The organism is Salmonella sp. SAL4457, from assembly GCF_046548235.1.
GTDB classification, from domain to species: Bacteria; Pseudomonadota; Gammaproteobacteria; order Enterobacterales; family Enterobacteriaceae; genus Salmonella; species Salmonella enterica.
On the sequence record NZ_JBGDZO010000759.1, the window covers coordinates 1 to 260 of the forward strand.

Genomic DNA, 260 nt, shown 5'->3' on the forward strand with positions numbered 1-260 from the left:
GTTCGAGGGCAACGACGCGGCCGGCAAGGGCGGCGCCATCCGCCGTGTCACCGACGCGCTGGACCCGCGCCAGTACCATATCGTGCCGATCGCCGCGCCGACCGAAGAGGAGCGTGCGCAGCCCTATCTCTGGCGCTTCTGGCGGCACATTCCGGCGCGTCGCCAGTTCACCATCTTCGACCGTTCCTGGTACGGCCGCGTGCTGGTGGAGCGCATCGAGGGCTTCTGCGCACCGGCCGACTGGCTACGCGCCTATGGCG

Annotated in this window: 1 pseudogene; it reads left to right on the top strand. The window is 70.0% G+C overall.

From position 1 onward, the window contains the following. Positions 1-260 (top strand): annotated as a pseudogene (locus ACLJNW_RS26200) (phosphate--AMP phosphotransferase); the annotation flags it as partial.